Raw genomic sequence first — 23,349 nt, 5'->3', positions numbered from 1 at the left:
GCAGGCGGGGAAGATCACCTGCTCGGGAGCCGCTCACTGCACCGTCAAAACAGCTTGCCGGCCAGCCCGCCAAAGATCACCGCACCCAGCGGCATCACGCCTACGCCGAACTTGATCGAGCCACCACCGCCATGGCAGTCGGGTTTGGGTTTGGGTTTGCACTTGTCATTACAGTCATTTGCAGGTGGCTTGGGCTTTGCGCAGTTACCGCCGCCGAAGCTGCTGCTGACAGAAACGCTCAACGATTTGCCGATGAAAAATCCCATTGGACACTCCTTGAATCATCAGATGTGAGATCCGGCCCGCCGGTATGAAATCCGTCGGACCGAATACCTGTAATCAGGTAGTCCATGAGTGGCGAAACCTTAAGAAACGTTCCTTGCGATGCCCCCTGTCATTGCCGCTTGACCCTGAACCACGCGGCGTAAAGCGCCGGTAGAAACAGCAGCGTCAACGCCGTCGCCACGATCAACCCGCCCATGATTGCCACCGCCATCGGCCCGAAGAACACACTACGCGACAGTGGAATCATCGCCAGTACCGCAGCGAGTGCGGTCAGCACGATCGGCCGGAAGCGTCGGACCGTGGCTTCAATGATCGCCTGCCAGGGCGCCAGTCCTGCCTTGATGTCCTGTTCGATCTGGTCGACCAATATCACCGAGTTGCGCATGATCATCCCCGACAGGGCGATGGTGCCGAGCATCGCCACGAAACCAAACGGTTGACGAAACACCAGCAGGAACAGGGTGACGCCGATCAGGCCCAAGGGAGCAGTCAGAAACACCATCGCGGTGCGTGAGAAGCTGCGCAGTTGCAGCATCAGCAAGGTCAGCACCACCACGATAAACAACGGCACGCCGGCCTTCACCGAGTTCTGTCCGCGCGCAGAGTCTTCCACGGTGCCACCGACCTCCAGCAAATAGCCGTCAGGCAATTCGGCACGCACGCCTTCAAGGGTCGGCAGGATCTGCTGGACCAGCGTCGCCGGTTGTTCCTTGCCATAGATATCGGCGCGCACGGTCACCGTAGGCAGACGGTTACGGTGCCAGATGATGCCTTCCTCAAAGCCATACTCAAGGGTTGCAATCTGCGCCAAGGCCACACTTTTACCGTTGTCGGTGGGTACCGCCAGGCTGGGCAGCAGCGACAACTCAGTGCGTTCGTGAACGGTGCCGCGCAGGAGGATTTCGATCAACTCGTTATCCTCCCGGTACTGGCTGACGGTGCTGCCGGTCAGGGAGCTTTGCAGGAATTTCGACAGATTGGCAGTGCTCACGCCCAGTGCTCGGGCGCGGTCCTGGTCGATATTCAGGTAGACGATTTTGCTCGGCTCTTCCCAGTCCAGATGCACATTGACCACGTGGGTGTTCTCGCGAACCTTGGTTGCCACTTTGCGCGCCAGGGCGCGGACTTCTTCGATGTGCTCGCCCGTCACGCGAAACTGCACGGGGTAGCCCACCGGCGGGCCATTCTCCAGACGGGTGACGCGTGAACGCAGTTCGGGAAACTGTTCGTTCAGGGTTTCGATCAGCCAGGTGCGCAGGCTTTCGCGCTCTTCGATGGTGTTGGCCAGCACCACGAATTGCGCGAAGCTGGCCGCCGGCAGTTGCTGGTCGAGTGGCAGGTAGAAGCGCGGCGAACCGGTGCCCACGTAGGCCACGTAATTGCCGATGCCAGCGTGTTCCTTGAGCAAGGTTTCGAGGCGTTTGACCTGGTCGGCAGTGTTGCTCAGGGAGGCACCTTCGGCCAGTTTCAGGTCGACCATCAGTTCCAGGCGACCGGAGGCCGGGAAGAACTGTTGCGGCACGAAACGGAACAAGGCAACCGAGCCGATAAACAACAGCAGCGTCAGGACGATCACCGTCTTGCGCCGACGTACGCACCACTCCACCAATCGTCTTACGCGCTGGTAGAACGGCGTGCCGTAAGGATCAGGACCGTTGGTGCCGTGTTTAGCCGCATGAATCTTCGCCAGGTCCGGCAGGAGCTTTTCGCCCAGATAGGGTACGAACACCACGGCGGCAACCCAGGACGCCAGCAAAGCGATGGTCACCACCTGGAAGATCGAGCGAGTGTATTCGCCAGTACTCGATTGCGCGGTGGCAATCGGCAGGAAGCCCGCCGCCGTGATCAAGGTACCGGTGAGCATCGGGAACGCGGTGCTGGTCCAGGCGAAACTCGCGGCCTTGAGCCGGTCGTAGCCCTGCTCCATTTTGATCGCCATCATTTCCACAGCGATGATTGCGTCATCCACCAGCAAACCCAAGGCTAATACCAGGGCGCCCAAGGAGATTTTGTGCAGGCCGATGCCGAGGTAGTACATGGCGGCGAAAGTCATCGCCAGTACCAACGGAATCGCCAACGCCACCACCATGCCGGTGCGCACCCCCAAGGAAAAGAAGCTCACCAGCAACACAATGGCCAACGCTTCGGCCAGCACCTGGACGAATTCGCCGACACTGGTTTTCACCGCTGCCGGTTGATCGGAGACCTTGCGCAACTCCATGCCCGCCGGAAGATTCTTCTGCAATCGTGCGAATTCACGCTCCAGGGCCTTGCCCAGCACCAGAATGTCGCCGCCGTCACGCATGGCCACGGCCAGGCCGATGGCGTCGGCGCCCATGTAGCGCATGCGCGGTGCCGGTGGGTCATTGAAACCACGGTGAATATCGGCCACATCACCGATCCGGAAGGTTCGCTCGCCCACCCGAATCGGAAAGTTGCGGATCTCTTCCACGCTCTTGAAGTTACCCGACACCCGCAACTGCACCCGTTCGGTCGGGGTTTCAAAGAAGCCTGCCGTGGAGACCGCGTTCTGCTCCTGCAGCGCCTGCTGCACAGCGGCCATTGGCAAGCCTAGGGTAGCGAGCTTGAGGTTGGACAGCTCGATCCAGACCTTTTCGTCCTGCAGGCCAAGCAGCTCAACCTTGCCCACGTCCGGCACCCGTTGCAGCTGAATCTGGATGCGGTCGGCGTAGTCCTTGAGCACGGCGTAGTCGAAACCGTCACCGGTCAAGGCGTAGATATTGCCGAACGTGGTGCCGAACTCATCGTTGAAAAACGGTCCCTGAATATCCGGCGGCAAGGTCTGGCGGATATCGCTGATCTTTTTGCGCACCTGATACCACAGCTCGGGAATCTGCGCCGAGTGCATGGAATCGCGCGCGATGAAGGTGACTTGGGATTCGCCGGGGCGCGAGAACGAAACAATGCGCTCGTACTCGCCAGTTTCCATCAGTTTTTTTTCGATGCGCTCGGTGACCTGGCGTGAAACTTCCTGGGCCGTGGCCCCAGGCCAGTTGGTTTTGATCACCATGGCCTTGAAGGTGAAGGGAGGGTCTTCGCTTTGCCCCAGCTTGGTGTAGGACAAGGTGCCGACTACCGCCAGCAGGATCATCAGGAACAGTACGATCTGGCGATTACGCAACGCCCACTCGGAAAGATTGAAACCCATCGGGGACTACTCCTTGGCCGCCAGATTCACCACACGGTTGGCGCGATCCACCGGGCGCACTTGCTGCCCCTCATGGAGCACATGCACACCCGCCGCAATCACCCAGTCGGTGGGCGTCAGGCCTTCGAGTACCGGCACGGTCTTCTCTCCAAACGCGCCGATGCGCACGGGTGTGCGCTTGAGGGTGTTATCCGGTTGCACACGCCAGACGTACGACGCGCCGTTCTCCGCACTCAGGGCAGACAGCGGCACCGACAGTGGAACCACACCGTCGACCTGTATGAATACGCGGGCACTCTGGCCGAGTTCCGCCGGGACCTTACCGCCCGTGAAGGCCACCCGCGCAGCGAAGGTGCGCGACTTCGGGTCGGCGGCGGGCGACAACTCGCGAATGCGCCCGGCAAACCGTTGATCCGGCTGGCTCCACAGCTCAACCGACACCGGCTGGCCGATCTTGAAACGGCCGAAGCCTTGCTCAGGCAGGCTGATCAACACTTCACGCTCGCCATCGGTGGCCAGGGTGAAAACGGTTTGGCCAGCGGAGACGACCTGGCCGACTTCAACCGCGCGCCTGGCGACGACACCGTCCTGGGGCGCACGCAGCACCGCATAGCCGGCCTGGTTGCTGGACACGTCGAATTCAGCGTTGATCTGCTTGAGGCGTGCCTCACCGGCTCGATAAAGATTTTCAGAATTGTCGTACTGGGACCGGCTAACCATCTGACGGTCCATCAGGGTCTTGTAGCGGTCACGCTCGGCGCGCACCAGGCTCAGGTTGGCTTGGGCAGCCGCCACTTGGGCACGGGAGGCTTCCAGTTGCAGACGCACATCCTGGGGGTCGAGCTCTGCCAGGGGCTGGTTGGCCTTGACCCGCTCACCCTCTTCCACCAGGCGCTTGCTGACTTTGCCACCGATGCGAAAGGCCATATCCGGTTCATAGCGGGCGCGCACTTCACCTGGATAGCTGTCCATCGCCTGCGCCGAAGGCTGGGGTTGCACCACCATGGCCGGGCGAATAGTGGTTTGGACCGCGTCTTCGTGGCCGCAGGCGGCTAACAGGAAGACCAAGCTGACAGGCAACGCAAGGGGCAGGAAAGTACTGCGCATGCTGTAGGACCTTTCGCAAATGAAGCTAGGAATAATTATACTGGCCGGTATGTTATTAATACCAAACTCACCAGTCCAGTATTAAAGGTGAAAATGTCCGACAATCCTATAAACACCAACAGTCCCGGGCGCCCCAAGGACATGGCAAAACGCCAGGCAATCCTCGAAGCCGCCAAAGTTCTGTTTTTGGGCAATGGCTATGCCAGTACCAGCATGGACGCTGTGGCGCTTGAAGCGGGGGTGTCGAAACTGACCGTCTACAGCCACTTCACCGACAAAGAAACCTTGTTCACTGCCGCTGTCGTCGCCAAGTGCGAGGAACAACTGCCGGTGATGTATTTCGAACTGCCCGACGCCATGCCGGTGCAAACAGTGCTGCTGAACATCGCGCGCGGGTTTCATCGGCTGATCAACAGCGAGGAATCGGTGAACCTGCATCGCCTGATGATGACGACCGGCAATCAGGACGTGAAACTCTCACAGATCTTCTTCGAAGCAGGCCCCATGCGCATGTTGCAGGGCATGGAGCGTCTGCTCAGTCGAATCGACGAGAGTGGCGCCCTGAGCATCGACAAACCCTTCAAGGCGGCCGAGCACTTCTTTTGCCTGCTCAAAGGCACCGCGAACTTCCGTCTGCTGTATGGCTGTGGCGGACAGCTGAGCGAGGCGGACGCCGAGGCGCATGTGCAGGAGGTGGTGGGGTTGTTTATGCGGGCATATGGGCGAGGGGCAGCGGCAAGTGGTTAGCTGCAAGCGGCAAGTTGAGCGCGCTTCTGCTTGCAGCTTGCAGCTTAAGGCTTGAGCGCTTTTTTAGGATAAATATCGTACCGACTGGATTTACCCTCCAGCGCATGGCTCGGCTTGGGCCCCTCAATGCACGGTGCCTTGCGCGGGCGCTTGACCACCACACGGTGGCTGGCCAGGGCCAACGCCGCTGCGAGCAAGGCCGGTGCGTCCGGGTCATCGCCGACCAGTGGCCGGAACAGACGCATTTCCTTCTTCACCAGGGCGGTTTTCTCACGGTGCGGGAACATCGGGTCAAGGTAGATCACCTGCGGCGGCTCACCCTCCCAATTGCACATCACCTCGATGGAGTTGCCCTTGAGCAGCTGCATCCGCGCCACGATCGGCGCCACTTCAAAATCCTCTGCAGCGCGTGCCAGGCCATCTTCAAGCAAGGCGCCGATCAACGGCTGGCGCTCGACCAGGCTCATCTCGCAGCCCAGGCTGGCCAGCACGAAAGCATCCTTGCCCAGGCCCGCCGTGGCGTCGAGCACGCGCGGGCGAACGCCTTGGGCGATGCCCACGGCCTTGGCGATCATCTGCCCGCTGCCGCCGCCGTACAGCCGCCGGTGCGCTGCGCCGCCTTCGATAAAGTCGACCCGCACCGGCCCCGGCGCGTCAGGCCCGAGCTGCTGCAACTGCAGACCTTGTTCCCCGACTTGCAGGGAAAAATCCGCATCATCGAGTTGCACAGGCAAGCCAAGCAGCGTCGCCCACTGCTCGGCGCGGGCCTGGAATCCTTCGGCCAAAGCCTCGACCCGAATGCGGCTGGCCGCTGGTTGTTCGCTCATCAATCGCTACGCTCAAAAATATTAAGGATCGGCAAACACCGGCCGATAAAAACAACAGTCAGGTATTTTGCCAGAGCTGAGCGTCGACCGAAAAAAATGTCAGACATTCTTCCCCTAACTATCGGTGTACTGCCGACCCACAACCACTACGGCCTGCGCAATACTCAAGCGCTGGCCGGGGTGAGCCATGTGTGGCAGGACTTCTTCGCCCGCGCCCTGGCCGAGCAGCTCGGTGCCACGCCGGGCGCGCTGGCCGCTATGGCGACTGCACCGAAAGACCCCGCGGTGGAACCCGGCGAAGGCGCCGACCTGCTCGCGCAGATCCTCACCCAGCGCGAGTGCGACGTAAAAGACACCGTGATCGCCCCGCCTGAGCCGCTGTTCCTGCCGATTGCCGAATTCGAGACCGAGTTGCTGCCACCCGCAGCGCCACCCTTTCCTGATGAAGACATCATCGCCCAGCAACGCCAGCAGAATTTCGAAAGCGGCTGGGTACGCCCGATTGTCCTGAGCGCAGGTCAACCCGTCGCTGAGCCGGGCCCGGCGCCGCAACCCCGGCCGCTGCACTTGCCGATTGCCGAGTTCGAGCTGGACTTGTTGCCACCGGCCGCGACTCCGTTCACCGAGCAGGCTCTGGCAGAACAACAGAAAGCCCTGGATTTTGACTACCACTGGGCACGCCCGCTGATCGCCAACAACCTGCGCCTGGCCGCCTGACGCTTAGCGACACATCCACCAGCGGCCCATATCCAGATGGAAGTGGTTACGGTGCGCGGCGTTATAGTCGGGGCTCAACACCCCATTGAAAGCGTGGCACGCGCCGTCACGCACCTGACGTAAAAATCGCGCGTCAGCACCCTCCCCCGGCCAGTCCTTGAGCACACTGATACGGCGCCCATCAGCCAGGCGAAACCCGGCGATATCCAATGCATTGGCCGACGCGTGCTGGCTGAGTCGGCCTTCGGCGCGGTTGTAGACATTGCGACAGGCAAAACTGCCCAGGTGATCGACCCGCGTCACCGCTTGGCCGTATATCGCCTGAGCCGCCGGTTGCAGGCTGTGGCGCTCGAACAGGGCAAACGCTACCGCCAGTGGGCAACTGGCCAGGAAGCTGCTGCTCAAGCCAACCTCTGCGTCCTGTACCCTCAACGTGTTGCGCAGGGGGCAAGTGGCGTCGGCGCGCGAGTCGGCCTGATGGCTCACCCGCAACCCTGAGGTTTTCAGCACCTGGTCGCACAGCGCGGGATCATCCTGCAGCCGCCCCAGTTTGTAACGCGTCAACAGGTTCGGACTGACGCGCACATCCAGCGGCGCCCATGGGTTCCATTCATGCGGCAACGGCACCCAGCCGCGCCATACGCCCACGGCCAGCGCGCCGCCGAGCACCAGCAACGCGCCCATCCACCTGATCGACCGCACCGCTTAGCCCTTGAAGAATCGATTGGCCTGGTCGAACGGCATCTTGCGCTCGGTAAAGGTAAAGGTGCCCAACCCGTAGATTTCCTGCGCCGCCCGATAGAACTCGCCATAGGCCGCCAGGGCCAGGGCCGAGCCCACGCTGATGCGCCGCACGCCCAGTTCGCTCAACTGCGCGACGCTGAGGTTCAGGCCACCGGACATCAATACATTCACCGGTTTGGGCGCGACGGCCTTGACCACCGCCAGCACCTCTTCGGCACTGCGCAGGCCCGGCGCATACAGCACATCGGCGCCCGCTTCGGCGTAGGCTTGCAGGCGGCGAATGGTGTCGGGCAAGTCCGGGCGACCATGCAGGAAGTTTTCTGCACGAGCCGTCAGCGTGAAGGGAAACCCCAGGCTGCGGGCGGCAGCGACGGCGGCCTCGATGCGCTCGACGGCAAGGTCGAAGGGGTAGATCGGATCGACGGCAACCCCGGTGGCGTCTTCGATGGAGCCGCCGACGATACCGGTGGCGGCAGCTCGCAGGATGGTCTGGGCACAGCCTTCGGGGGTGTCGCTGAAGCCGTTTTCCAAGTCAGCGGCGACTGGCAGCGAAGTCGCCCGAACAATGGCTCCGGCATTGCCCAGGGTGTCTTCCAGCGACAGCGCGCCTTCCGCATCCGGCCGTCCCAGGCTGAACGCAAAGCCCGCGCTGGTGGTTGCCAAGGCTTCGAAGCCCAGGCTGGCAAGCATGATGGCAGAGCCGGCGTCCCACGGATTGGGCATGACAAAGGCACGGTCGCGCGCGTGCAGGGCTTTGAAGGTTTCGGCGCGAAGGGTTTGGGCATCCATGACTGACTCCTGGCGGGAAAGAAGCCCTAGAGTAACCCCAGTTGTTCCGCGACGGGTTCTCGATGCAAGGTTGGCAGCGGCGCGAGCCCTGGCAATCGCACCATCAACTGGTCGTGGAAACGCAAGGCCAATTGCGCGGCGAGGCGGTTGTCCGAGGTGTGCAGGAACATGTAGGGGGTACGCCCCTCTTCGATCCAGCTGGCGATCTTTTCGACCCAGGGCATCAGGAACGGATCGTTGGCTTCAAGCTCGGGATGCCCGATAAAGCGCACTTGCGGAAACAGCGTCAGCGCCGCCGGGCGCGGAGGCACCCTGGGCTTTTTCGATTGGGCATGCAGGACGGCCGCCGAGGTGGAGGTGCAACTGAACAGCGCGCGCGGATCGAGACAGACGCGTTCGACACCGCGATCGCGCAGCAGGCGGTTAAGCCTGCGCTCGGCCTCGCCTCGGGCGAAGAACTCCTCGTGGCGGACTTCAACGGCCAGTGGGCGATCGATGCCATCGAGGAATCCGGCCAGCTCACCGAGGCGCTGCGGGGTAAAAGCCTTCGACAGTTGCAGCCACAGCGGCGAAACGCGCTCGCCCAAGGGGCTCATCAAGCCGACGAAGCTTTCCGCCGCCGGCAACTGCTCGCGCAAGTCACCGGCATGGCTGATATCACCTGGGAATTTGGCGGTGAAGCGAAAGTGCTCGGGCATGATCTCGGCCCAGCGCTGCACGGTGGCGACCGAGGGGCGCGCATAAAACGTAGTGTTGCCTTCAACCGCGTTGAAGACTTGGGAATAGAGTGCCAGGTAATCATTGGCGCGCGCATCGGCGGGATACAGATATTCTCGCCAGGCGTTTTCACTCCAGGACGGGCAGCCGATGTAGTAAGGCAGACGCATCAGATGTGGATATCGAGACCCAGCACTTCCATATCCCATTCGACAAAGCCGGCGGTGGTCAGGTAGCTGGCCAGGGCAGTGGCAACGCTTTTGCTCATGGAGCGGGGGAAGACCATGTCTTGCTGACGGGCGGGAAGACCGCTGATGCGGGCTTGAGTGCTGGGCTGTGCGTCGGAGTGGACTTCAATGAAGTCTGGCGAGTCCTCGACGGAGTCGTCCACAGTAACGTTAGCCTTACGCGGCTTACGTTTGATTGGGTACGACTGTGAGGAAAAGCCATCAATACGCATGGGCGCGAACTCGCTATCAGTAATGGCATTTTAGTGGCGCGATCCGTAGCGCGCAAATGCTCTGGTGATAACTAGAACACATAATTTGAAAAAGGTTTAAAACCCAGTGCAAATTCTGACGATTGGCGATATTTGCCGCAGATTTACCGCAATTCTGGCGTCAAATAATCCCTCGCTCTGCCTTGGTCTGCGCGACTTTATCGCGCAGGTAGACCGGCGCCGCCAGATCCGCCGCAATCGCCTCGCCGCGCTCGAAAGCAAAGCGTGCGAGGGTCAGCAGGTCTTCGGCATGGGGCAGCATCGCAGCGTCCAGACCCGCAAGCTGCACTCCCATACGCTCGCCATAGCCCCAGCCAGTCCCGGCACCGAACCAGTCGCCGCTGGCATCATCGGGCAGTACCGATGACTCCGGCGCCTGCACGGCTTCCACGCCAACCAGGCGCATTTCACCGGCGCTCTCGCGGTAGCAGCCCCAATAGACTTCATCCATGCGCGCATCAATCGCCGCCGCCACTTGCGTGGCGCCATGCTCACGCAGCGCACGTTGGGCCAGTACCGCGAGGTTGGAGACCGGCAATACCGGACGCTCCAACGCGAACGCCAGGCCCTGCACCACGCCAATGGCAATCCGCACGCCGGTAAACGCGCCGGGGCCACGGCCGAACGCGATGGCATCCACGGCGGCCAGGCTGGTACCGGCGTCTTCCAGCAGTTGCTTGATCATGGGCAGCAGCTTCTGCGCGTGCAGCCGCGGGATCACCTCGTAGTGGCTCGTTACCTTGCCGTCGTGCAGCAAGGCCACGGAGCAAGCTTCAGTCGCGGTGTCCAGGGCCAGCAGGGTGCTCATGGGTGTGGGTGTCCAAGTCGAAAAAAAAGTGCGCCAGTATAAACAACAACGGCCCGCAAGCGGGCCGTTGTGAATGCAGCCGATCAACGCATCAGCTCAGTGCTTGCAGCACCTTGGCAGTGATCGCTTCCACGGAGCCGACGCCAGGAATATGGCTGTATTTCGGCTTGCCCTGTTTAGCGGACAGCTGCTGGTAGAAGTCCACCAGCGGCTTGGTCTGGGAATGGTAGACCGACAGGCGATGACGTACGGTTTCTTCGGTGTCGTCTTTACGCTGCACCAGGTCTTCACCGGTGACATCGTCCTTGCCGGCCACTTTCGGCGGGTTGTAGACGATGTGATACACGCGGCCCGAGCCTTCGTGAACGCGCCGACCGGCGATACGCTGGACGATTTCTTCGTCTTCAACGGCGATCTCGACCACCGCGTCCAACTCGACGCCCGCTTTCACCAGCGCTTCAGCCTGGGGAATGGTGCGCGGGAAGCCGTCGAACAGGAAACCGTTCTTGCAGTCTTCCTGGCTGATGCGTTCCTTGACCAGGTTGATGATCAGGTCATCGGAGACCAGGCCGCCGCTGTCCATCACGCTCTTGGCGATCAGGCCCAGCTCAGTGCCGGCCTTGACGGCAGCGCGCAGCATGTCGCCGGTGGAGATTTGTGGAATGCCGAATTTTTCAGTGATGAACTTTGCCTGAGTACCTTTACCGGCCCCGGGAGCTCCCAGCAGAATGACGCGCATCGATGTGCTCCTCAATTTTTTATAGAGATGACGCTCGGATTCGCCGCGTGGGGCCAATCTCGTAGAAATGTGGTTCCAGGCCGATCAAACGGCCAAAGGCTGATCAAGATACACAGCAGGCCCTTACCACACAAGCCGCCAAAAGTAGGAGAAACCCGCGCCAGGCATGCGTCAGCCAAAGGGTTTGCCTGGGCGCAACCCACCCCCTCAAACAACGACCGCCCGTTTCAGGGCGGTCGTCGCGGCTCATTCGCAAGCCATTGAGAACAGGCGAAAAACCTCAACCGGTGTTGCGCAAACCGGCGGCAATACCGGCGACGGACACCAGCAGCGCCTGTTCCAGAGGGCTGTCTTGCGCCGCTTCGCGTTGGCGCGAGCGGGCAAGCAATTCGGCCTGCAGCAGGTGCAACGGGTCGAGGTAGGTGTTACGCAGGCGGATGAACTCCAGGGTGTCCGGGCTGTGGGCCAACAGCTGCGACTGGCCAGTCAGGCCCAGCACCACGTCACACGCCTGCGACAATAGGTCGCGTAAGTGCGCACCCAATGGCAGCAAGTCGGGCTGCACCAGGCGCTCATCATAGAGGCGGGCGATATCGGCGTCGGCCTTGGCCAGCACCATTTCCAGCATATCAATGCGCGTGCGGAAGAACGGCCACTGCTCGCGCATCTGCCCCAGCAATTCACCCTCGCCGCGCTCCAGGGCTTTGCTCAATGCCGCTTCCCAGCCGAGCCAGGCGGGCAGCATCAGGCGGGTCTGGGTCCAGCCGAAGATCCAGGGAATCGCACGCAGGCTTTCAATACCGCCGGCGCGCCGCTTCGCCGGGCGACTGCCGAGCGGCAAACGCCCGAGCTCCTGCTCCGGCGTGGACTGGCGGAAATACTCGACGAATTGCGGATTTTCCCGCACCACCGCGCGGTAGGCGCTGACGCCGTCGGCGGCCAATTCGTCCATCAGATGACGCCAGGCCGGCTCCGGTGGCGGCGGTGGCAACAGCGTGGCTTCGAGTACCGCCGCCAAGTAGAGGTTGAGGTTCTGTTCGGCGATATCCGGCAGGCCAAACTTGAAGCGGATCATCTCGCCCTGTTCGGTGGTGCGGAACCGCCCCGCCACCGAGCCCGGCGGCTGCGACAGGATCGCCGCATGCGCCGGGCCACCGCCACGGCCGACAGTGCCCCCGCGACCATGGAACAACAGCAATTCCACTTGTTGCTCGCGGCAGATATCCACCAGCCGTTCCTGTGCCCGGTACTGCGCCCAAGCGGCGGCGGTGGTGCCGGCGTCCTTGGCCGAGTCCGAATAGCCGATCATCACTTCCTGCGGGCCATGCAACCGCGCGCGATAGCCCGGCAGTTGCAACAGCCGCTCCATCACCGGCCCGGCGTTATCCAGGTCGGCCAGGGTCTCGAACAGCGGCACGACGCGCATTGGCCGCTGTACGCCCGACTCTTTGAGCAGCAGTTGCACCGCCAGCACATCCGATGCGGCGCCGGCCATGGAAATCACATAGGAGCCCAGCGATGCGGCCGGTGCAGCGGCGATTTCGCGGCAGGTGTTCAACACCTCAGCGGTGTCCGCCGACGGTTTGAAATAACCCGGCAGCAGCGGTCGGCGATTGGTCAGTTCTTTGCTCAGGAAGTTGATGCGCGTGTCTTCATCCCAGTCTTCATAGCGACCCAGGCCCAGATAGTCGGTGATTTCGGTCATGGCCGACGAGTGACGCGTGGAGTCCTGGCGCACATCCAGGCGGACCAGGAACAGGCCGAAAGTGACAGCGCGGCGCAGGCAGTCGAGCAACGGACCATCGGCAATCACGCCCATGCCGCACTCATGCAGCGACTGATAGCACAGCTCCAAGGGACCGAGCAGGTCGCGATTGTCCTGCAACACCTGCGCCGGTGCCGGTGCAGGGCCACTCAACGCGGAATGAGCCCACTGGCGCGTGGCGCGCAGGCGTTCGCGCAGTTGCTTGAGCAAGGCACGGTAAGGCTCGACGCTGTCCCCCACCTGAGCCAGCAACGCCGGGCTGGCCTGTTGCATGGACAGCTCGGAGGCGAGCTGATCGATATCGCGCAGATACAAATCCGCGGCCATCCAGCGCGCCAGCAACAGCACTTCGCGAGTGACCGGCGCCGTGACATTCGGGTTGCCGTCACGGTCGCCGCCCATCCACGAGGCAAATCGAATTGGCGCGGCCTCAAGCGGCAGACGCAAACCGGTGGCGGCGTGCAAGGCCTGATCGGCCTTGCGCAGATAATTGGGAATGGCCTGCCACAGCGAATGCTCGATGACCGCAAAGCCCCATTTGGCTTCATCCACCGGCGTGGGCCGGACGCGGCGGATTTCTTCGGTGTGCCACGCCTCGGCGATCAGGCGTTGCAAGCGTTCACGGATCTGCTCGCGCTCGGCGCTGGTGAGGTCACGGTGATCCTGCAGCGCCAGTTGCGCGGCAATCGCGTCATATTTCTGGATCAGCGTGCGGCGCGCGACTTCGGTGGGGTGGGCGGTGAGGACCAACTCGATCTCCAGCCGCGCCAATTGGCGGGCCAGGGATTCGTCACTGTGGCCTTCGCGTTGCAGGCGGGCCAGCAACTCCGGCAGCACACGGGACTCGAAGGGCGCCGGCTGCGATTCATCGCGCCGATGAATCAACTGGTACTGCTCGGCAATGTTGGCCAGGTTGAGGAACTGGTTGAAGGCCCGCGCTACAGGCAGCAGTTCATCTTCCTGCAGCTGATTCAGGCTCGCGCTGAGCTCAGCGCCCGCGCCGCGCCGGTCAGCCTTGGCGCCTTTACGGATCTGCTCGATCTTGTCGAGAAACGCATCGCCGTATTGCTCTCGAATGGTGTTGCCCAACAGTTCACCCAGCAGGTGAACATCCTCACGCAAGCGTGCATCGATATCACTCATCAGCCAATCTCCAGCCAGAAATCCGGGACGCGCAGGTGTTCCAGAGTGCCGTCGGCGGCGCTTTCTGACAAGACACTTTAAACCTTGCGGCTTGCAGCTAGTCTCAAGGTTAAGTCGCCGGGTTATCCACACCGGTGGCTGGTCACTCATTATTGAGGTTGCCATGAAAATTCGAGACCTGCCCCAGCATTGGGAAGAAACCGCCAAGGGTCGACTGACCCAAACCCAATACGCGATTCATCTGGACGTAGAAGCCGCCGCGCGGCTGGCCGCCCTTGCCGAAATGTACCCCAAGCGCCACACCGAAGAACTGCTTGGCGAACTGATCGGCGCCGCCCTCGAAGAGCTGGAAGCCAGCTTTCCCTACGTCAAAGGCCAGCAGGTGATTGCCACCGATGAGGAAGGCGACCCGCTGTATGAAGACGTTGGGCCCACACCGCGTTTTCTGACGTTGTCGCGCCGCTATCTGCATGATTTGTCAGCGAGTGCTGACGAACCGCAGCACTGATCTTCCCCTATTCAAACCGATTCAACCCCTGTATTCCGGGCCTTTCAGCGGCCCGGCGTACCGCTGCGCGGGGTGAAAGTTCCAATTTTCTGATGCTGACCATTCAGTCAGATATTTTTTTAGGCAAATCGCCATCTCCGCTGAACTTTTGAAAAAAGCATCCGGTCACAGCCAGTAAGCCATCACTTGGAACGCTCGTTTGAACTGGCGTCATGTGCTTAACCGCCGGGCCCGCAAACGAACGCCAAGATGGATTTTTCAGGAGTTATCCAATGGAGTTGAAGACGATGAAGACCAGCACTGCCAAATCCTCGTTTAACCACCTGCGCGGGCTCAAATTGGCCGCGCTGGCAATCGGCACCAGCTTCGTTCTGGCTGGCTGTGCCGGTAACCCGCCGACCGAGCAATACGCAGTGACCCAATCTGCGGTTAACAGCGCGGTCAGCGCTGGCGGTACCGAGTTTGCAGCCGTGGAAATGAAGTCGGCCCAGGACAAGCTCAAAGAAGCCGAAATCGCCATGCACGACAAGAACTACGACAAAGCGCGTCAGTTGGCTGAACAAGCCGAGTGGGACGCTCGCGTTGCTGAGCGTAAAGCCCAGGCTGCCAAGGCTGAGCAAGCGGTGAAGGACTCCCAGAAAGCAGTTGACGAGTTGCGTAAGGAAGGCATGCGCCCGGCTGCTATCCAGCAGAAGTAAGCCGCTGCCCCTTGACTGCATCGCACCTGATATCGAATTGAAAGGACGACACGACTATGCGTAAACAATTGATGATCCCTGCCCTGTTGGCGATGAGCGTTGCCTTGGCAGCCTGCTCCACCCCGCCGAACGCAAATCTGGAAAACGCACGGACCAATTTCACGGCCCTGCAAACCAACCCGCAGGCTACCAAGCTCGCAGCGCTGGAAACCAAAGACGCCAGCGAGTGGCTGGACAAGGCAGACAAGGCCTACCGCGACAAGGAAGACGAGAAGAAAGTCGACCAGTTGGCTTACCTGACCAACCAGCGTGTAGAAGTGGCCAAAGACACCATTTCTCTGCGTGAGTCCGAAGCCAAGCTGAAAAACGCTGGCGACGAACGTGCCCGCGCCCTGCTGGACGCCCGTGACGCGCAGATCAAACAATTGCAAGACAGCTTGAACGCCAAGCAAACCGATCGCGGCACCCTGGTGACCTTTGGTGACGTGCTGTTCGCCACCAACAAGTCCGACCTTAAGTCCAGCGGCCTGGTGAATATCACCAAGCTGGCTCAGTTCCTGCGCGACAATCCGAACCGTAAAGTGATCGTCGAAGGCTACACCGACAGCACCGGTTCCGACTCGTACAACCAGAGCCTGTCCGAGCGCCGTGCAGCTTCCGTGCAACGTGCACTGGCACAGCAAGGCGTGGATATCTCGCGCATCGTGACCCAGGGCTACGGCAAGGAATACCCGGTTGCCGACAACGGCAGCGTATCGGGCCGTGCAATGAACCGCCGCGTTGAAGTGACCATCTCCAACGACAACCAACCGGTCAAGCCACGTTCTTCCGTAGCTAACTGATTGGTTTAAGCGGCATGAAAAAACCCACCTTACGGTGGGTTTTTTTTGGGTTCGTCAAACTGGATGGTGCGGTGAGTATCGTCGGCAGGCATTTCGATTTTGGGGCCATAAGCATTTTGCGACAGCTTATCCATCAGTTGCTTGAGTTCATCGTCCTCAGCGTCTCGCCGCTCCAGCTTCTGATGCTCCCTGGCCATGTCCAACATGTTGCGTATTGCAGCAATGGTTATCGCCACATTCTAGGCCCCGCTTTGTGTAGTTTCATCGCTGTCTGTGGCATCTGACGCGATACGGTTCCAGGTATTCGCGTCAACAACGAAACCGGTCGCTTGATGCAACCTGAAAAACCGCCAATGAAGGCGGTTTTCCAGAGACACCCATCAATAGTCGACGGAGCCTGTACCTTGCGATGGCGGAGACTGGATCTGGCCCTGGCCTTGGCCGTCGCTTTGTCCTCCGCTTTGGCCATCTTGTGCGCCTTGACCACCCTGCGCACCGCCAGCTTTCTGGGCGAGTAGTTTCTTCAGTAGCTCCTCCAATGCCGTGGGAGAGCCTTCGCCACCCGCACCGCCACTTCCCTGGTTTTCCTGAGAACCTTTGGATTTAAGCTCCTGGAGCTGATTCTTTACATCTTGAATCTGTTGGTCGAGCCCCTGCTGCGAGCCCCCCTGGCGATTGCCGGCATTGCCGACACCGCCCAGGCCACCCATGTTTGCACCACCCGATACGCCGTTGATTCCCGCCATAAACGCTCACTCCAACCAATGAATAAAATAGGCTGATCAGCAGCGCCAATCAGTCCATATCTGTGGTGGGAGCGTCAGGATGGTTCCGCTCAGCGGGGCGGACTGACAGGTGACAAATCCATAATCTGTAGAGATAACGGCACTTTCCCACGGCGGGGAAGCCGGCTGTCACTGCTGCAGTTGTGGGGTTTCCTGCCCCATGCAACGCACTGCCTGCTTTTTGTTATTCACCAGCACGCCACTCAGGCCTTTCTGGTCGGTGTCGAACATCACCAATACGCCATCAATGCACTGCGCCACTTGAGCGGCAGGGGTCAACGAGATTTTGTAGTCCTCACCCGGCACGGTCTTGAGCATCGTGAAATCGCTGAGCAACAGCGCATCCTCCGGCTTGGCGAAGTGCAGGTAGCCGTAGTACCACAGGCAACCGACAGTACCGATGATGGTGCCGATGCCAGTGAGAATCAGCGGGATCATGTTGCGCTCTTCACTCATTGCGGGCTCTCTGATGGGTCAGCTTCAGGTAGGGGATAATTCGGGATTTCGCCGAGACGACGCAGGCCGTTGAAGTGCAGCGGGTCATCCAGGTAACGCAGCATCACGGTTTGCCAGGTCTTGTCGGCAAATGTCTGCACATGCCCACCTCGCGTCAGTTGCAGCACCCTGGGTGCAGGCGCCGCCTGGTACAGGCGGATACCGTTGGACAAGGGCACGATCGGATCATCCAGGCTGTGAAACAGCAGCTTGGGCACGCCGCTCAGTTGGGGCATGGCGTTGATCGCGCTGTCGGCGTCGGGTACCAGCCAGGACAGAGGGACCTGCAACGGCCATGTTAACCAGGACGTGCTCAGGGCAAATTGTCCTACGTCACGATAACTGGCGGGCACGCCATCCAATACCAGGGCCTTGAGCCGGGACTGGCGCTCGGGGTGGGCCGCAAGATAATGCACGGCCAACGCACCGCCCAGGCTCTGGCCAAGGACGATCAGCGGCTGGCCGCGGACTTCGGGCGCCTGATCGAGCCAACTGAACGCGGCGTCCACATCCTGATAAATCGCCGGCAATGACGGCTTGCCTTCGGAGAGCCCATAGCCGCGATAGTCGAGCAACAGCACTTGGTAGCCCTGCTCCGGCAACCACCAACTCCCGCCCAGGTGCCAGGCCAGATTGCCGCCATTGCCGTGCAGGTGCAGCACCGTGCCTTTGAGTGGCACGCCGGGCTTGGCGGGTAGCCACCAGGCGTGCAGATTTACGCCGTCGGCGGTGGTGAGGGTGACGTCGCGGTACGCAAGGTGGGCTTTTTGCGGCGTGAACGGCAGGCCGGGCTCCGGGTAGAACAGCAGGGAGCTGCAGCCGTTCAATGTGAGTAGCAGGCAAAGAATGCCGAGGATTCTCATCCGTTGAAGCCTCGTGGGTGAGTTGAAAATAGCCAGCATCCTTACAGGATATTGGAGTAGTCCGCCTCGATGCGGTCCAGGCTCAAATGGTTGAGGAAGTTGGAGAAGCACATCCACGCCGCCAGTGCGTTCATGTCGCGGAACTGTTCGGGCAGGTATTTGGGCGGCACTACCAGGCCTTCATCGACCAGTTGGCGCAAGGTGCGCATATCTTCAAGCGTGGTCTTGCCGCAGAACAACAACGGCACTTGTTCCAACTTGCCCTTGCGCACGGCCAGCTGGATGTAGTTGTAGACCATGATAAAGCCCTTGAGGTAGGACAGATCCTTGGTAAACGGCAAGCCAGTGGGCACCGAGCCACGGAACACGCGACTGGCGTTGCCGTAGCTTTCAGCCATTTCAAAGCCTTGCTCGCGGAAGAATTCGAACACCTGCAGGAAGTCGGCGCCCTCCTCCACCATATGAATGGCGCGGGTGCGGTTGGTCAGTTTGCGCAGCCGGCTGGGGTAGGAGGCGAACGTGATGATCTCCATCAGGATCGCCAGGCCTTCCTGGGTCACGGTGGATGAGGGTGGGCCCTTGGACAGGAACGTGCAGATCGGCTGGTTCTGGCCGTTGAGGGTGGTGCCCACATGCACCAGGCCTTCGTGCACTTCCAGGGCGCGCACGTCACGGTCGTTGAACATCGCGTCGGCGCGGATCTTGATGTAGTCGGCGCCCGCCGCCGCGTCGGCGACGATGCCATCGGATTCGAACACGCGGATGGTTTCTTCGGCCTCGCCGAACACTTTGTTCAAGCGCGTTTGCAGCAAGGCGACGGCGTCCTTGGCGGTCAAGGTCTTGGCTTCGTCCTTGAGGTCGCCACGGCCGTCGATATTGTTCAGATAGTCCGAGAGCATCAGGCCCAGATCGGCCAGGGTCGGGTCACCGGCGTGGAAGGCGTCGGACGCGGCGCCGTAGAGTTCCTGGGAAATCAGGCCGAAATCCTCGGTGCCACGGGCTTCGAGCATACGCACGACCATGCGGTACTCCCGGCACATACGGCGCATGATCTGCCCTACCGGGCTGAACTGGCCGAGGCGGCGGGTGATGTCGCGCTCGATGTTCTGGAATTCCAGCTTGACCGCACTGGAGTCGAACGACAACGGGCGGTTCAGGTAGTAATCGCGATCCACGGCGGGCATGGCCTTGCCCTTGGCCTTGAGAAAGCCCTGGCGAATATTCTCGTCCCACTTCACGGCGTCGAGGACGCGGATCGGCGTTTGCGCCAGCACAATGCGATCGGACAAGGTGCGTATCGTCTGCTGGTAATCGTCCACCCGGTGCTTCCTCTTTAAACGTGGCCTTGCTGGTATCAGACCGAAGCCAATACCAGGTGCATGTAACGCTTGAGTATCTCCAGCATCTCGTCACCGGTCAGAGGCTCTGCGCCGCCCAACAGGCCCTGATATTCCATCCGACTGATAATCGCCGTCAACACCTTGGCATCCTGTTGCGGCTCGCGCGAGCCCAATACCTGGAAAAACTGCCCGGTACCCTGCAACAGGATCTGCTGGTGGGAGCGTACGAGCTCGGCCAGGCGCGGATTCAACAAGGCTTCCTGGCGAAAGGCCTGCTCGGCCATCAAGTATTCGCGGCGATTGGCCAGTTGGCGCTGCACGTAGTCGGCGGTCAGCCGCGCAATGTCATCGGCCAGCTGCGAACGCGACGCCGGGCTGCCATCGCCGTACGCGACCATCTCGCGCAGCAGGCCTTCGTTGCGCACCCACAGCTTGCCCATGAAGGCAGCGCTGCGCTCGACGTATTGGGCGAAGGTGTCGGTGAGCAGGTCATCGATGTCTTTGAAGTAGTAGGTGGTCGCCGACAACGGCACGCCGGCCTCCGCCGCCACGGCCCGGTGGCGCACGGCACGTACTCCATCGCGGACCACGATGCGCATGGCCGCATCGAGAATGTCTTGCCGGCGTTGTTCACTGCCCCGGCGGCTGGCCTTGCGGCCTTGGTATTGGACGCTATCAGCCACCGAGGCGGCAACGGAAGAAGGGGAATAGAGTTGCAAGCTTCAAGCTCCAAGCGGCAAGTAAAAGCGGGCACGGAAAGCTTGCAGCTTGCGGCTTGAAGCTTTCTCCAAGTTAAAAAAAAGCCGCCTTACTAAGAAGGCGGCTGCTTTTATGCTTGTGGCCGCATGTGCGGGAACAGGATCACATCGCGGATCGACGGCGAGTTGGTCAACAGCATCACCAGGCGGTCGATGCCGATACCTTCACCGGCGGTTGGCGGCATGCCATATTCCAGGGCACGTACGAAGTCGGCGTCGTAGTGCATGGCTTCGTCGTCGCCGGCGTCCTTGTCGGCCACCTGGGCCATGAAGCGCTCGGCCTGATCTTCCGCGTCGTTCAGCTCGGAATAGGCGTTGGCGATTTCGCGGCCACCGATGAACAGCTCGAAACGGTCGGTGACGTTCGGGTTGTCATCGTTGCGACGGGCCAGCGGCGACACTTCGAACGGGTACTGGGTAATGAAGTGCGGCTGTTCCAGCTTGTGCTCCACCAGCTCTTCGAAAATCATCACCTGCAGTTTGCCCAGGCCTTCGAAGCCCAACACCTTGGCGCCGGCTTTCTTGGCAATGGCACGGGCCTTGTCGATGTCGTTCAGATCATCGGCGGTCAGCTCAGGGTTGTACTTGAGGATCGAGTCGAACACCGACAGGCGCACGAACGGCTCGCCGAAGTGGAAGACCTTGTCGCCGTAGGGCACGTCGGTAGTCCCAAGAACAAGCTGCGCCAGCTCGCGGAACAGTTCTTCGGTCAGGTCCATGTTGTCTTCGTAGTCGGCGTAGGCCTGGTAGAACTCCAACATGGTGAATTCAGGGTTGTGTCGGGTCGAGACGCCTTCGTTACGGAAGTTGCGGTTGATTTCGAAGACTTTTTCGAAACCGCCAACCACCAGGCGCTTGAGGTACAGCTCCGGCGCGATACGCAGGAACATTGGCAGGTCCAGCGCATTGTGGTGGGTTTCGAACGGCTTGGCTGCGGCACCACCGGGGATGGTCTGCAGCATCGGCGTTTCCACTTCGAGGAAGTCACGCTGCATCAGGAAGCTGCGGATGTGGGCGATGACTTGCGAACGCACGCGGAAGGTCTGGCGCACGTCTTCGTTGACGATCAGGTCAACGTAGCGCTGGCGGTAGCGCTGCTCGGTGTCGGTCAGGCCGTGGTGCTTGTCCGGCAGCGGGCGCAGCGACTTGGTCAGCAGGCGGACGCTGGTCATTTCGACATACAGGTCGCCCTTGCCGGAACGGGCCAGGGTGCCTTCGGCTGCGATGATGTCGCCCATGTCCCAGGTTTTCACCGAGGCCAGGGTTTCTTCGGAAAGGGTCTTGCGGTTGACGTAGACCTGGATACGCCCGGTCATGTCCTGGATCACCATGAACGAGCCACGGTTGAGCATGATGCGACCCGCCACCTTGACCGGGATCGCCGCTTCTGCCAGGTCTTCCTTGGTCTTGTCCGCGTACTGCTTCTGCAACGCATCGCAGTAGTTTTCGCGGCGGAAGTCGTTGGGGAAGGCGTTACCCTTGGCGCGCTCGGCAGCAAGCTTTTCCTTGCGCAGGGCGATCAGGGAGTTTTCTTCCTGTTGCAGGGCTTGCGGGTCGAGTTGTTGGTCGCTCATGTCTTTTGAAATTCCATCACAAATACGTTTTCCCCAGCCTTCGGCTGGGGATCGCGAGGCAAGGACTAGGCGTCCCCCCCGCTCCTACAGGGTTCTTTAGAGGCCCGATTTCAGGCTGGCTTCCAGGTATTCGTCGATATCACCGTCGAGCACCTTGTCGCAGTCGCTGCGTTCGATGTTAGTGCGCAAATCCTTGATCCGCGACGCATCAAGCACATAGGAGCGGATCTGGTGACCCCAACCGATGTCCGACTTGGTGTCTTCCAGTGCTTGAGAAGCGGCGTTGCGCTTCTGCATTTCCTGCTCGTACAACTTGGCCCGCAACATTTTCATGGCGGTGTCCTTGTTCGCGTGCTGGGAACGCTCGTTCTGGCAACTGACCACGGTGTTGGTCGGTACGTGGGTGATACGGACGGCCGAGTCGGTGGTGTTTACGTGCTGGCCACCGGCACCGGAGGAGCGGTAGGTGTCGATACGCAGGTCGGCCGGGTTGATCTCGATTTCCACCTTGTCATCAATCTCTGGCGAGACGAAAACAGCGGAAAACGAGGTATGGCGACGGTTGCCGGAGTCGAACGGGCTCTTGCGCACAAGGCGGTGCACGCCGATCTCGGTACGCAGCCAGCCAAAGGCGTATTCACCCTTGATGTGCACGGTGGCGCCCTTGATGCCCGCCACTTCACCGGCGGACAGTTCCATGATGGTCGCGTCGAAACCGCGCTTGTCGGCCCAGCGCAGGTACATGCGCAGCAGGATGTTGGCCCAGTCCTGGGCCTCGGTGCCGCCGGAACCGGCCTGGATGTCCAGGTAGGCGTTGTTCGGGTCCATTTCGTGGCTGAACATGCGGCGGAATTCAAGCTTGGCGAGGTTTTCCTCGAGACGGGCCAGCTCGGCGACGACATCGCCCACTGCGCCTTCGTCATCTTCTTCAACGGCCATGTCCAGCAGGTCACGGCAGTCGGCCAGGCCGGTATTCAGTTCGTCGAGCGTATCGACGATCTGCGCCAGCGCAGCGCGCTCGCGGCCCAGTTCCTGGGCATATTCAGGTTTGTTCCAGACACTCGGATCTTCAAGCTCGCGATTGACTTCGGTCAGGCGCTCATGCTTTTGATCGTAGTCAAAGATACCCCCGAATAGTTTCGGAGCGCTCGGACAGGTCCTTGATGGTGTTCAGGATCGGGTTGATTTCCATGGCGGGCAGCACTCGTTGGCGAACTTTTGAAAGCCGGCGAGTATAACGGCAAACGCCTGGAAACGGCAGCCCGCCTGGCCGAAAAGGCTCGGATTTGTACACAATCCCAAGGCCAATGAAGATCTAAATGTGGGAGGGGGCTTGCCCCCGATGGCGGCCTGGCAGCCGACCATTATGTTGGATCAGAGCGAGTACATATCCGTTGCTGCGGTAACGGCGGCTTAGGGTTCCGCCCTTA

The 23,349-nt window shown here is 60.8% G+C and carries 24 protein-coding genes; 5 read left to right on the top strand and 19 right to left on the bottom strand.

Annotated features, from left to right (window positions below):
* Positions 1-44: 44 nt before the first annotated feature.
* From C4J90_RS06110 to C4J90_RS06100, 3 genes are all read right to left on the bottom strand, one after another.
* The gene (locus tag C4J90_RS06110) at positions 45-266 is read right to left on the bottom strand and encodes a hypothetical protein (protein WP_124361592.1); all 222 of its coding nucleotides are present in this window, start codon (positions 264-266) and stop codon (positions 45-47) included.
* Positions 267-394: 128 nt separating this feature from the next.
* The gene (locus C4J90_RS06105) at positions 395-3,454 is read right to left on the bottom strand and encodes an efflux RND transporter permease subunit (RefSeq protein ID WP_124403291.1); all 3,060 of its coding nucleotides are present in this window, start codon (positions 3,452-3,454) and stop codon (positions 395-397) included.
* A 6-nt stretch (positions 3,455-3,460) separates the two neighbouring features.
* Positions 3,461-4,561, bottom strand: a complete 1,101-nt coding sequence (locus C4J90_RS06100; protein WP_124361590.1) for an efflux RND transporter periplasmic adaptor subunit — start codon at positions 4,559-4,561, stop codon at positions 3,461-3,463.
* 93 nt (positions 4,562-4,654) lie between these two features.
* On the opposite strand from C4J90_RS06100, the gene C4J90_RS06095 reads away from it, so the two are divergent.
* Positions 4,655-5,308 (top strand): TetR/AcrR family transcriptional regulator, encoded by a 654-nt coding sequence (locus C4J90_RS06095; protein ID WP_124361589.1) that lies wholly within the window; start codon positions 4,655-4,657, stop codon positions 5,306-5,308.
* 44 nt (positions 5,309-5,352) lie between these two features.
* Here the strand turns inward: C4J90_RS06095 and C4J90_RS06090 are convergent, their stop codons facing one another.
* Positions 5,353-6,135 (bottom strand): class I SAM-dependent methyltransferase, encoded by a 783-nt coding sequence (locus tag C4J90_RS06090; RefSeq protein WP_124419421.1) that lies wholly within the window; start codon positions 6,133-6,135, stop codon positions 5,353-5,355.
* A 96-nt stretch (positions 6,136-6,231) separates the two neighbouring features.
* Here C4J90_RS06090 and C4J90_RS06085 point away from each other — a divergent pair, with 96 nt between their 5' ends.
* Complete coding sequence (locus C4J90_RS06085) at positions 6,232-6,852, top strand: energy transducer TonB (RefSeq protein WP_124361587.1); 621 nt, start codon at positions 6,232-6,234, stop codon at positions 6,850-6,852.
* A 3-nt stretch (positions 6,853-6,855) separates the two neighbouring features.
* Here C4J90_RS06085 and C4J90_RS06080 read toward each other — a convergent pair whose 3' ends face one another.
* The 7 genes from C4J90_RS06080 to ppc all read right to left on the bottom strand — a co-directional run bounded on the left by C4J90_RS06080 (position 6,856) and on the right by ppc (position 14,056).
* Positions 6,856-7,536, bottom strand: coding sequence for an extensin family protein (locus C4J90_RS06080; protein WP_124419420.1), 681 nt, complete (start codon positions 7,534-7,536; stop codon positions 6,856-6,858).
* A 21-nt stretch (positions 7,537-7,557) separates the two neighbouring features.
* Positions 7,558-8,385, bottom strand: coding sequence for an oxaloacetate decarboxylase (locus C4J90_RS06075; RefSeq protein ID WP_124361586.1), 828 nt, complete (start codon positions 8,383-8,385; stop codon positions 7,558-7,560).
* A gap of 26 nt (positions 8,386-8,411) precedes the next feature.
* Positions 8,412-9,272, bottom strand: coding sequence for a DUF72 domain-containing protein (locus tag C4J90_RS06070; RefSeq protein ID WP_124413998.1), 861 nt, complete (start codon positions 9,270-9,272; stop codon positions 8,412-8,414).
* Complete coding sequence (locus C4J90_RS06065) at positions 9,272-9,562, bottom strand: hypothetical protein (RefSeq protein ID WP_124361584.1); 291 nt, start codon at positions 9,560-9,562, stop codon at positions 9,272-9,274. The genes C4J90_RS06070 and C4J90_RS06065 overlap by 1 nt, the downstream gene beginning before the upstream one ends.
* 160 nt (positions 9,563-9,722) lie before the next feature.
* Positions 9,723-10,409: a tRNA (adenosine(37)-N6)-threonylcarbamoyltransferase complex dimerization subunit type 1 TsaB gene (gene tsaB, locus C4J90_RS06060; protein ID WP_124419419.1), complete on the bottom strand. Its 687-nt coding sequence runs from the start codon at positions 10,407-10,409 to the stop codon at positions 9,723-9,725.
* A 91-nt stretch (positions 10,410-10,500) separates the two neighbouring features.
* Entirely contained in the window at positions 10,501-11,148 is a 648-nt protein-coding gene (gene adk / locus C4J90_RS06055; RefSeq protein ID WP_124361582.1) for an adenylate kinase, read from the bottom strand.
* A 280-nt stretch (positions 11,149-11,428) separates the two neighbouring features.
* On the bottom strand, positions 11,429-14,056 hold the full coding sequence (gene ppc / locus C4J90_RS06050) for a phosphoenolpyruvate carboxylase (RefSeq protein ID WP_124419418.1): 2,628 nt from the start codon (positions 14,054-14,056) through the stop codon (positions 11,429-11,431).
* 163 nt (positions 14,057-14,219) lie between these two features.
* Here ppc and C4J90_RS06045 point away from each other — a divergent pair, with 163 nt between their 5' ends.
* From C4J90_RS06045 to C4J90_RS06035, 3 genes are all read left to right on the top strand, one after another.
* Complete coding sequence (locus C4J90_RS06045; protein ID WP_124366088.1) at positions 14,220-14,564, top strand: pilin assembly protein; 345 nt, start codon at positions 14,220-14,222, stop codon at positions 14,562-14,564.
* A 272-nt stretch (positions 14,565-14,836) separates the two neighbouring features.
* A complete protein-coding gene (locus C4J90_RS06040) occupies positions 14,837-15,262 on the top strand; it encodes a DUF4398 domain-containing protein (RefSeq protein WP_124361579.1) in 426 nt (141 codons plus the stop codon).
* 56 nt (positions 15,263-15,318) lie between these two features.
* Entirely contained in the window at positions 15,319-16,104 is a 786-nt protein-coding gene (locus tag C4J90_RS06035; RefSeq protein WP_124419417.1) for an OmpA family protein, read from the top strand.
* A 29-nt stretch (positions 16,105-16,133) separates the two neighbouring features.
* Here C4J90_RS06035 and C4J90_RS06030 read toward each other — a convergent pair whose 3' ends face one another.
* The 8 genes from C4J90_RS06030 to prfB all read right to left on the bottom strand — a co-directional run bounded on the left by C4J90_RS06030 (position 16,134) and on the right by prfB (position 23,111).
* On the bottom strand, positions 16,134-16,340 hold the full coding sequence (locus C4J90_RS06030) for a hypothetical protein (protein ID WP_124361578.1): 207 nt from the start codon (positions 16,338-16,340) through the stop codon (positions 16,134-16,136).
* Between the two features lie 144 nt (positions 16,341-16,484).
* Positions 16,485-16,850 carry a hypothetical protein gene (locus C4J90_RS06025; RefSeq protein ID WP_177413389.1) on the bottom strand — a complete coding sequence of 122 codons (366 nt, stop codon included), beginning with the start codon at positions 16,848-16,850 and terminating at the stop codon, positions 16,485-16,487.
* A 168-nt stretch (positions 16,851-17,018) separates the two neighbouring features.
* Positions 17,019-17,345 carry a hypothetical protein gene (locus C4J90_RS06020; RefSeq protein WP_124366087.1) on the bottom strand — a complete coding sequence of 109 codons (327 nt, stop codon included), beginning with the start codon at positions 17,343-17,345 and terminating at the stop codon, positions 17,019-17,021.
* The gene (locus C4J90_RS06015) at positions 17,342-18,247 is read right to left on the bottom strand and encodes an alpha/beta hydrolase (RefSeq protein ID WP_124419416.1); all 906 of its coding nucleotides are present in this window, start codon (positions 18,245-18,247) and stop codon (positions 17,342-17,344) included. Before C4J90_RS06015 ends, C4J90_RS06020 begins: the two co-directional genes overlap by 4 nt.
* A gap of 41 nt (positions 18,248-18,288) precedes the next feature.
* The gene (locus tag C4J90_RS06010; protein ID WP_124361575.1) at positions 18,289-19,566 is read right to left on the bottom strand and encodes a flavohemoglobin expression-modulating QEGLA motif protein; all 1,278 of its coding nucleotides are present in this window, start codon (positions 19,564-19,566) and stop codon (positions 18,289-18,291) included.
* 35 nt (positions 19,567-19,601) lie between these two features.
* The gene (locus C4J90_RS06005) at positions 19,602-20,306 is read right to left on the bottom strand and encodes a TetR/AcrR family transcriptional regulator (RefSeq protein ID WP_124419415.1); all 705 of its coding nucleotides are present in this window, start codon (positions 20,304-20,306) and stop codon (positions 19,602-19,604) included.
* A 110-nt stretch (positions 20,307-20,416) separates the two neighbouring features.
* Entirely contained in the window at positions 20,417-21,919 is a 1,503-nt protein-coding gene (gene lysS / locus C4J90_RS06000) for a lysine--tRNA ligase (protein WP_124419414.1), read from the bottom strand.
* A gap of 96 nt (positions 21,920-22,015) precedes the next feature.
* A protein-coding gene (gene prfB, locus C4J90_RS05995) for a peptide chain release factor 2 (protein ID WP_100226016.1) occupies positions 22,016-23,111 on the bottom strand; the annotation gives its coding sequence in 2 pieces (ribosomal slippage) (positions 22,016-23,038 and positions 23,040-23,111; 1,095 coding nt in all).
* Positions 23,112-23,349: the final 238 nt, after the last annotated feature.

This window comes from Pseudomonas sp. R2-60-08W, assembly GCF_003852335.1.
GTDB lineage: Bacteria > Pseudomonadota > Gammaproteobacteria > Pseudomonadales > Pseudomonadaceae > Aquipseudomonas.
Note: the sequence above shows the minus strand (reverse complement) of the source record. Positions and strands in the feature narration are given on the sequence as shown.